Source organism: Anaerosporobacter sp. (genome assembly GCF_965301125.1).
In genome coordinates, this window is record NZ_CBDLAM010000157.1 from 1 (window position 1) to 8746 (window position 8746).

Consider the following 8746-nt stretch of genomic DNA (forward strand, 5'->3'; position numbering starts at 1 on the left):
CAAGCAGTCTCTACTCCATCTATACCTGGTAATATTATATCTAAAATAGTAAGATCAGGTTTTGTCTCTGTGAACAGACGTATCCCCTCTTCCCCATTCCCCGCATGCCCAATTACCTCATAGTGATGTTTCTCTACTAAATCTGTAATTTGCCTTGTTATGAATGGCGAATCATCTATTATTAAAACTGTTTTACTCATACTCCACCTCCGAGTACCCCTACCTATTCCTTAGTTATCTAAGAAACGCATCTTTGCCTTATCGTGAAGATCCTTCTTAGCATGTGGCTCTTGGACTTTTTCTTGATATAAACTTCCGAAGTTGTTTACAAGCTTATCCTTACACTTTTTACAGAAACGACCAGTCTTTATAATATCTCCACAATTTTCGCAAGCAAGTCCAATTGGCGAATCATCTGTAAATGCAAGTTTTTCTTCTTTGATCCATTTACGAATTTGTGCTGTTGTCACTTCATTTTCTTCGGCAACCTCCTGCACTCCAGCCCTAGGATGGTCGTAAATATATTCTTTTACTTGAATAAATTTATCATCCAGTTTCTTTAAACAAGTTGTGCATAAAGGCATTCCTCCAATGTAATTGAACAACTTACCACAGTCTTTACAATTTCTCACTTCCATACTTATACCTCCTAATAACCTTTTCCTATACTTAAACTGATAAAATAAATTTCTTTCACGCCTGTACGTAATAATACCTCGGCGCATGCATCAATTGTACTGCCAGTTGTATAAATATCGTCAACCAACATAACTTTAGCAAACGGTGCTGTACTATAACTAGGATTCACCTCAAATGCCCCATATAAGTTTTTTGCTCTTTCTCTATCATTTAATCTTTTTTGCGCCTTCGTTTTATTACAACGCATCAGGTAATCCTCTACGACCGGAATCCCTACGCTTTCACCTATACCACGAGCTAATAAATCCGCTTGATTAAAACCTCGCTCTTTTAATTTCGATTTATGTAACGGTACTGGAATCAGTACCTCAGGTGATATAGTTATAATTTCTTTTTTATAATAGTGTAATATTTCTTGTATATAATACTTACTGTATTCGCGTCTATTGTGGAATTTGAAATTCGCAATTGATTTCCTTACATTTTTGTCATAAACCCACAGCGCATACCCTCTATTGTAGTGATAATTAATTTTTGTACAATCGAAACAATACTCTTGTTCTTCTTGCTCTAATGGTTTACCACATTTCAGACATTTAGGTTCTTTTATTACCTGAAATGTATTAACACAACCTGGACAAACTATATGTTGCCTTGGTGATATAATATCCCCACATACAGGGCAACGACTTGGATATAGATAATCTAATATGCGAATATTCTCTTCTCCCCTTTTACTTATATTAACAGTGTATATAGATATTATACAACATAAAGTATCATAATGCACCAAAAAAGTATAAAAATATCCTATTTCATTATTTCTTTCAATCTTGTATCTAAACTCGTATATCTGTCTTGCTCACTCACATTATCAATCATAGACTGTACTACTAGGTTGCTCCCTACTAATGTTACGCAACTCTTGGCTCTTGTAACCGCCGTATACAGCAGATTCCGATGTAACAGCATTTTAGGTCCTGATAATACTGGAATGATAACCGCTGGATATTCGCTACCTTGGGACTTATGAATTGTAATTGCATATGCAAGTTCTAACTCATCCGCCTGTTGGAAAGAATACTCCACATATCGAATTTCATCAAAAACGACTGTTATAATCTCTGAGAACAAATTTATTTCTTTAATAATACCTGTATCTCCATTAAATACGCCAGTACCTTTTTCAAAACTCAAACCAAATTGACTTTTACACTCCCACTCGATCTGATAGTTATTCTTAATTTGCATTACCTTATCTCCTTCACGGAAAATACGTCCTGATATCTCTTTCTCTCGTTTTCCTGTCTCGGCTGGATTCAGATACATCTGTAATACTTGGTTTAATCGTTCTACACCAAGTTCTCCTTTTCTCATTGGGGTAAGTACCTGAATATCATAAGGTTTTGCATTCACATATTTGGGCATTTTGTATTTAATCAATGTTAACATGACCTGTATAATCAAAGTAACATCATCACGTTTTAACATGAAGAAATCTTTGCTCTTATTATCGAGCGAAATCGGTTCTCCATTATTAATTTTATGAGCATTCACGATAATATCACTTTCTGTAGCTTGTCTAAAAATCTTATTTAATTTCACCACATGAAATGCATTTGAATTAATAATATCTTTTAATACATTTCCTGGGCCTACAGAAGGTAACTGATTAACATCACCTACTAATATCAACCTGGTTCCAACTGTAATAGCTCTTAACAATGCATTCATTAAGCTAATATCCACCATAGACATCTCATCAATAATTATTGCATCTGCTTCTAATGGATTCTCTTCATTCCGTTCAAAATTAAGTCTTGTTCCCGAATCATCTGGAGCTCCTGTTAGTTCCAGTAGGCGATGTATGGTCTGCGCCTCATATCCAGTAGTTTCGCTCATTCGCTTCGCAGCACGTCCTGTAGGGGCTGCTAATAGAAAATCTAGACCCTCTGCTTCAAAGAATTTAATTATTGTGTTAATTGTAGTTGTCTTACCAGTACCAGGTCCACCAGTTATTATAAGTACTCCATTACGTACAGCTTCCACAACCGCATCTCTTTGCATCGTGTCTAATTCTATCTTTTCTTTCTTCTCAATATTCTTAATTATACTTATTATCTCGTTGGCACCTACATCATATTGTTCATTCAAATCATGTAGCATACGTGCTACATTTAATTCACTATAATAAAAATACGAACTGTATACTACCTTCTTGTTATCAAGTTCTTTGATCACTACTCTTTTATCAATCATCATGTCCATGATGTGTTTTTCTATCTTATCAGGCTCAATTATTAACATCTGTGCAGTTTTAGAGATCAGCAAGTCCATTGGTAGATAGACATTACCTGACTGGGAAGCCTGTAACAACACATATAAGACTCCAGCCTTAATACGAAATTCTGCATCTGCACCAATTCCCACTTTTGAAGCGATTTCATCCGCAATTCTAAATCCTACCCCGCTTATGTCATCGGCTAATTTATACGGGTTGTCTTTGATTACTTCATACATGCGACTTCCATATTGTTTATGAATTTTAACTGCTAAATTGTTTGTAATTCCGTACTTCTGCAAGAATAGCATTGCATCACGCAACTCTCTTTTGTCTTCAAATTGAGTTCCAATCTCTTGTGCCTTAGCTATACTAATTCCTTTTACTTCTGCCAATCTTTCCGGTTCTTGTTCAATAATACGAAAGGTATCTTCCTTAAACTTCCTAACGATTCGAGCTGCTAAAGCAACACCTATTCCTTTAATTGCTCCCGAACCTAGATATCGTTCCATTGACATCATATCTTCTGGTTCCTTTATCTCATAGCTTTGTACTTGAAATTGTTCTCCGTATATCTGGTGCGAGATATAATTACCATGTAACTCAACATATTCTCCCTCATTGATAAAAGGAAAACTTCCCACACAGGTTATATCATCATCTTCTCCGGTTAAGCTAAGCACGGTATAACCATTTTCTTGATTACGATATACTATTTTCTCAACATAACCCTGAATTGTTTCAGCCAATTGTTATTCCTCCATACTCGTGCTTTTTCATCATAGCATCATTATACCTAGTATTTACACTAACTGCAAGGTAAAGCACTCCAAAAGCTTTACTTATTCCCGGGCACATATAAAAAGTGCTATTATGGTCGCAGTAATTACTGCAGCCATAATAGCACCCTTATAAACTATTGACGTTTCATTGATTCATATAACATCTGAGCAATCCCTAATTCACCAGAATCACTTATACTTTTTGCATATTCTTCATACAAAGTGTCCCCAAAATATTGAATATACTCATTCTCGTCATCTTCACTCTTAGGAACCATGCTTGTCTTCATTGATTTAAATACTTGTTCTACAAGATACGATTCAAAGTCTTTGCAGACCTCCATAAGCTCTGTATCTGTAGCTGTAGAAGCATCTGTGTTGTTTAATTTATCTTTTAATTGTGTAGCTTGTGTATTTTGCTTATTAAGTTCTGATATAGTGCTATTATATGAAGCTAAGGAATCGATTGACATTTAATTTCTCCTTTCCTTATCTGTACTACTATCTAAGATTATTTGCCTGTTGAAGCATCTCATCTGTAGCTGTTATAATCTTAGAATTCATCTCATATGCTCTTTGTGCTACAATTAAGTTTACCATTTCATCAGCTGTTTGTACGTTAGAACTTTCTAAGTATCCTTGCTTAATCGATACATTAGAACCTGCGGTTGCATTCACACCCCACACAGCCTCACCAGAAGCATCTGTTTCTTTCACTATACTATCTGATGTTTTTAGCAAACCAGAAGGATTATTAAATTGTGCAACACCAATGGTGATACCAATAGATTGTGCATTATTCTTCTCGTCTGGATAGCTAAAATTTCCATTTCCATCAATTGTTAATTTAGACGTATCATATTCTTTCCCAAAGACAATTTGGTTACCATTAACATCAAGCACTGGGTATCCGCTTGATGTAGCAAGTACCATACCATCACTTCCCGTTGCTAAATTAAACGATCCACTTCTTGTATAACCAACGGAACCGTCTGGCATCTGTACCATAAAGAATCCAGAACCTTGAAGGGCAAAATCGAATGTATTCCCTGTCTCTTGTAATGATCCTTGTGTATACTGAGTTGTAATGGCTGAGTTACGTACACCTAATCCAACTTGGGCAGATGTTGGTTTTGGATCACCATTATTATCAGTTGTAGTTTCTTGAATAGTTTGGTATAACAATGTCTTAAACTCAGCTGTTTCTTTCTTATAACCAACTGTATTAATGTTTGCTAAATTATTTGAAATTGTATCAACATTTGTCTGTTGCGATATCATACCTGACGCAGCCGTCCATAAAGAACGCATCATATCAAACACCTCTTTCTAAGTATTATACTTTACCAACTTGATTAACTGTTTGATCTAATAATTGATCTTGTGTTTTGATTACCTTTTGTCCCGCTTCATAAGCTCTAGTAATATTAATCAAATTAACCATTTCTGATATAACGTTAACATTGGATTGCTCTGTGTAACCTTGTCTTATAACACCGTCACTATCTTTTGCCTCAGCACCATCCACTGCTTTGTAATAATTATCTCCAGCCTTTTCAAGGTAATCATAATCCTCAAAGTCAGCCATCTTTACTTTATCGATATATTCACCGTCTGCATAGATTGAACCATCTATATCAATAGTTACCGTTTGTGCATCTGTAGGAACTTGAATATCCCCACCCTCACCCTGTAAGTGATTGCCGTATACATCAACTAGATAACCATCATGTGTCATCTTAAATGAACCATCTCTTGTATAGCGAATAGATTCATTCCCGTTACCATCTGTTACCGCTACTGTAAAGAATCCATTGCCTTCAATTGCTAGATCATATGTATTCCCTGTTTCACGGAATGAGCCTTGAGAATAATCCGTATAGTATTCACCTATTTTTACCCCTAAACTCATCGTACCAATAGGTCTATCCGTATAAGCTTCTGATGCATCCTTAATCTTAAGTGTTAATGCTTCTTCGAACGCCTGGCTGGTAACATTTTCTTTTTTGTAACCAATTGTAGCCGAATTGGCTAAGTTGTTACTTATCGTATCCAATCGTTTCTGCTCATTAATCATTCCTGTATAAGCAGTATATAGTGCTCTAACCAAACTCTCATACCTCCAATTCTAAATCCACCGGTCACTATTGATACTTTTACCTGTCATATATATCGGTATAGTCTTCTAATAACTTTATAGCATATCATAAAATTTTACTGTATTTATTAATATTAATAAGATTCACAGTTCAACCCCTAGGCCAAAGTGTGAATCTTATTATCTAGTCTCTTTTTCCACTTAGGAATTCAACAAATTTTCCTGTTCCAATTGCAACAGCTGTCATTGGATCTTCTGCTGTCATTGTATTAATTCCTGTCTTCTCTTCAATAAGTTGCTCTAAACCGTATAATAAGCAACCACCACCAGTTAAAACAATACCACGATCAGCAATATCCGCTGCTAATTCTGGTGGAGTTTTCTCTAATACACTGTGTACTGCTTCAACGATTTGTGAAGTAGTTTCCTTTAAAGCTTCTTCTGTTTCATCAGAAGTCACTGTAATTGTTTTTGGAAGTCCTGTAACTAAGTTACGACCACGAACATCTAATGTTGCCACCTCTGGTCTTCTATAAGCCGATCCAATTTTAATCTTAATATCTTCTGCAGTTCTTTCACCGATTAATAGATTATGTTTCTTACGCATGTAACGTACAATTGCTTCATCAAAATCGTCTCCTGCAATCTTAATTGAAGTACTAACTACAGTCCCTCCTAATGAGATAACAGCAATATCAGTAGTTCCACCACCGATATCAACAATCATGTTACCACATGGTCTTGCAATATCAATACCAGCACCAATTGCGGCCGCGATTGGTTCTTCTATAATAGCAACTTCCCTTGCACCTGCTTGGTATGTTGCATCTTCTACAGCCTTTTTTTCAACCTCAGTAACTTGGCTAGGTACACAGACGCTAATTCTAGGTTTTCTAAAACGTTGTTTACCTACAGCTTTTTGGATGAAGTATTTAAGCATCTTCTCTGTTACTGTGTAATCAGAAATAACACCTTGTCTTAAAGGTCTAACTGCTACAATATTACCTGGTGTTCTACCAAGCATTAATCTAGCTTCCTCTCCAATAGCTTTAATTTTGTTAGTATCTCTATCGAACGCCACAACGGAAGGCTCTTTTAAAACTACACCCTTTCCTTTAATGTACACTAATACACTTGCTGTTCCCAAATCAATACCAATATCACTGCCCAACATATGAAATCTCCTTTCAATTCCAATTATTTATTATACTAACTTTTACTGTTATTATCTAATTTTTTCCATTATTCAACTAATTAAACATACTCATTCTTATTATATACGCATTGGTTAATTAAATCAAAGGAAATTTTTATTTTCTACAATTTTCTCAAATTGTAATATGACAAGGTATCTTTTGATTCTACTAAATGCTTATTATCTTAAAAAACATTGTGTACTTATTATAACCAGTACACAATGTTTTAATTTACACTTCAACACCAAGTTTTACATACAGCCAAATAAATAAGATTCTTATTCCAGACTACCAGATTAGCTCTAAAAAAAGGAATCATTATGCAGACGATTCACAACCTCTGTGATTCTTTCTTTTGCTTCATAACCCGTAGTAGAATTCTTGATATAGTTAACGAGTTCTTCTTTCTTACCATCAGTAAGTGCAGAGAAATTAGCCATGGCTTTCATATCAAGTGCTAACGACATTCCGAATCCAACAGGGAGTTCACCATTATCTGTAAATGACATTGTAATACCTCCTAAATCACTCATTAATTAATTCGTACACATTTATTTTCTGTAATTGAAGGTAAATTATGAATGTACATTTTACCACTATATTTTTTCAAAGCTTACATTTTATTTACATTTAATAAAGTTAATTACTTTTTTATATTTCTATGATATAATATCAATAATTCATTTTAAGTAATGTAGCTTTTAATATCGTTTTAACGGAGGATTTTATGAAACCATACAGAATATTTAGTGATAGTTCTTGCGACTTAACACAAGAGTTATTAGATCGATATAACATAACAACAATTCCCTTTTATGTTTCATTTGATCAACAAACATATCAAAAAGAGATTGAGGAAATTTCTATTTCCGATTTTTATCATCGATTAACTACTGAAAACGTATATCCAAAGACTTCTCTTCCATCTGTAGATGATTATTGTAACAAATTCGAAGAGGCTATTCAAAATGGATATGACGTTCTTTGTTTAAATATAACACTTAAATTTAGTGGATCACACCAATCGGCTATGACTGCAAAATCTATATTAGAAGAGAAATATCCTGACAGCCATATTGAAGTAATTGATTCATTATTATGTACAGGTGGACAAGGTCTTTTATTATTAGAAGCAGCTAAGATGCATGAGGCTGGGTACTCTCTTTCTGACAATGTTGCCAAGCTTCTTGAATTACGAGAAACAGGTAGGGTAATGTTCACTCTTGGTACTCTTGAATATCTACAAAAAGGTGGTAGAATAGGTAAGGTTTCTGCACTCGCAGGTAGCTTGTTGAATCTAAAACCACTTATTGTATTAGAAGACGGTGAACTTACACCTTACAGTAAAGTTCGTGGTTTCAAAAAGGCGATTGATAAACTTTATGACATGATTACAGAATACTTCAAGAATAATAACCTTGATTACAATGATTACGAATTCTGCGTTGTAACCGGTACTAATTTTGAAGAGGCATCACTATTCCTAGAAAAATTACCAAATGTTATTAATCAACCAGTTAACCATCCGATTTTTACACTTGGTTCAACAATTGGTACTTATACAGGGCCAGATATAGTTGGAGCTTGTTTTATTCGTAAATATAACGCTTAATAATAGAAATTATGTAAATTCATAACGCCAGCATAAACATACTCTTGTTTTTGCTGGCGTTTTTATTAATACTATTCATTTGAAAAACATACTACATACCTATACAGTTCTTACCCTATAGTCACTTCTATTTTATGC

At 34.6% G+C, this 8746-nt stretch carries 10 protein-coding genes; 1 reads left to right on the forward strand and 9 read right to left on the reverse strand.

Annotation, left to right across the window (positions count from 1 at the left end):
• From ACW2QF_RS14950 to ACW2QF_RS14990, 9 genes are all read right to left on the reverse strand, one after another.
• Positions 1–200, reverse strand: a 200-nt coding sequence (locus ACW2QF_RS14950) for a response regulator (RefSeq protein ID WP_455716810.1), incomplete at its 3' end; no start/stop codon positions are given.
• A gap of 30 nt (positions 201–230) precedes the next feature.
• Positions 231–638 (reverse strand): flagellar protein, encoded by a 408-nt coding sequence (locus ACW2QF_RS14955; protein WP_455716811.1) that lies wholly within the window; start codon positions 636–638, stop codon positions 231–233.
• A gap of 11 nt (positions 639–649) precedes the next feature.
• Positions 650–1429, reverse strand: a complete 780-nt coding sequence (locus ACW2QF_RS14960; RefSeq protein ID WP_455716818.1) for a double zinc ribbon domain-containing protein — start codon at positions 1427–1429, stop codon at positions 650–652.
• 20 nt (positions 1430–1449) lie between these two features.
• Positions 1450–3669: an SF1B family DNA helicase RecD2 gene (recD2, locus tag ACW2QF_RS14965; protein WP_455716812.1), complete on the reverse strand. Its 2220-nt coding sequence runs from the start codon at positions 3667–3669 to the stop codon at positions 1450–1452.
• Positions 3670–3836: 167 nt separating this feature from the next.
• Complete coding sequence (locus ACW2QF_RS14970) at positions 3837–4175, reverse strand: rod-binding protein (protein ID WP_455716813.1); 339 nt, start codon at positions 4173–4175, stop codon at positions 3837–3839.
• A 28-nt stretch (positions 4176–4203) separates the two neighbouring features.
• Positions 4204–5016, reverse strand: a complete 813-nt coding sequence (flgG, locus tag ACW2QF_RS14975; protein WP_455716814.1) for a flagellar basal-body rod protein FlgG — start codon at positions 5014–5016, stop codon at positions 4204–4206.
• Positions 5017–5038: 22 nt separating this feature from the next.
• Positions 5039–5812 carry a flagellar basal-body rod protein FlgF gene (flgF, locus tag ACW2QF_RS14980; protein ID WP_455716815.1) on the reverse strand — a complete coding sequence of 258 codons (774 nt, stop codon included), beginning with the start codon at positions 5810–5812 and terminating at the stop codon, positions 5039–5041.
• 172 nt (positions 5813–5984) lie between these two features.
• Entirely contained in the window at positions 5985–6974 is a 990-nt protein-coding gene (mreB, locus tag ACW2QF_RS14985; protein WP_455716816.1) for a rod shape-determining protein MreB, read from the reverse strand.
• 324 nt (positions 6975–7298) lie between these two features.
• Positions 7299–7505 carry a hypothetical protein gene (locus ACW2QF_RS14990; protein WP_073287345.1) on the reverse strand — a complete coding sequence of 69 codons (207 nt, stop codon included), beginning with the start codon at positions 7503–7505 and terminating at the stop codon, positions 7299–7301.
• Positions 7506–7723: 218 nt separating this feature from the next.
• On the opposite strand from ACW2QF_RS14990, the gene ACW2QF_RS14995 reads away from it, so the two are divergent.
• The gene (locus ACW2QF_RS14995; RefSeq protein WP_455716817.1) at positions 7724–8608 is read left to right on the forward strand and encodes a DegV family protein; all 885 of its coding nucleotides are present in this window, start codon (positions 7724–7726) and stop codon (positions 8606–8608) included.
• Positions 8609–8746 lie beyond the last annotated feature (138 nt).

Excerpts from the sequence above, each read along its gene's own strand:
- ACW2QF_RS14955 (WP_455716811.1), bottom strand. The coding sequence starts at position 638 with ATGGAAGTGAGAAATTGTAAAGACTGTGGTAAGTTGTTCAATTACATT.
- ACW2QF_RS14970 (WP_455716813.1), bottom strand. The coding sequence starts at position 4,175 with ATGTCAATCGATTCCTTAGCTTCATATAATAGCACTATATCAGAACTT.
- flgG (WP_455716814.1), bottom strand. The coding sequence starts at position 5,016 with ATGATGCGTTCTTTATGGACGGCTGCGTCAGGTATGATATCGCAACAG.
- mreB (WP_455716816.1), bottom strand. The coding sequence starts at position 6,974 with ATGTTGGGCAGTGATATTGGTATTGATTTGGGAACAGCAAGTGTATTA.
- ACW2QF_RS14990 (WP_073287345.1), bottom strand. The coding sequence starts at position 7,505 with ATGTCATTTACAGATAATGGTGAACTCCCTGTTGGATTCGGAATGTCG.
- ACW2QF_RS14995 (WP_455716817.1), top strand. The coding sequence starts at position 7,724 with ATGAAACCATACAGAATATTTAGTGATAGTTCTTGCGACTTAACACAA.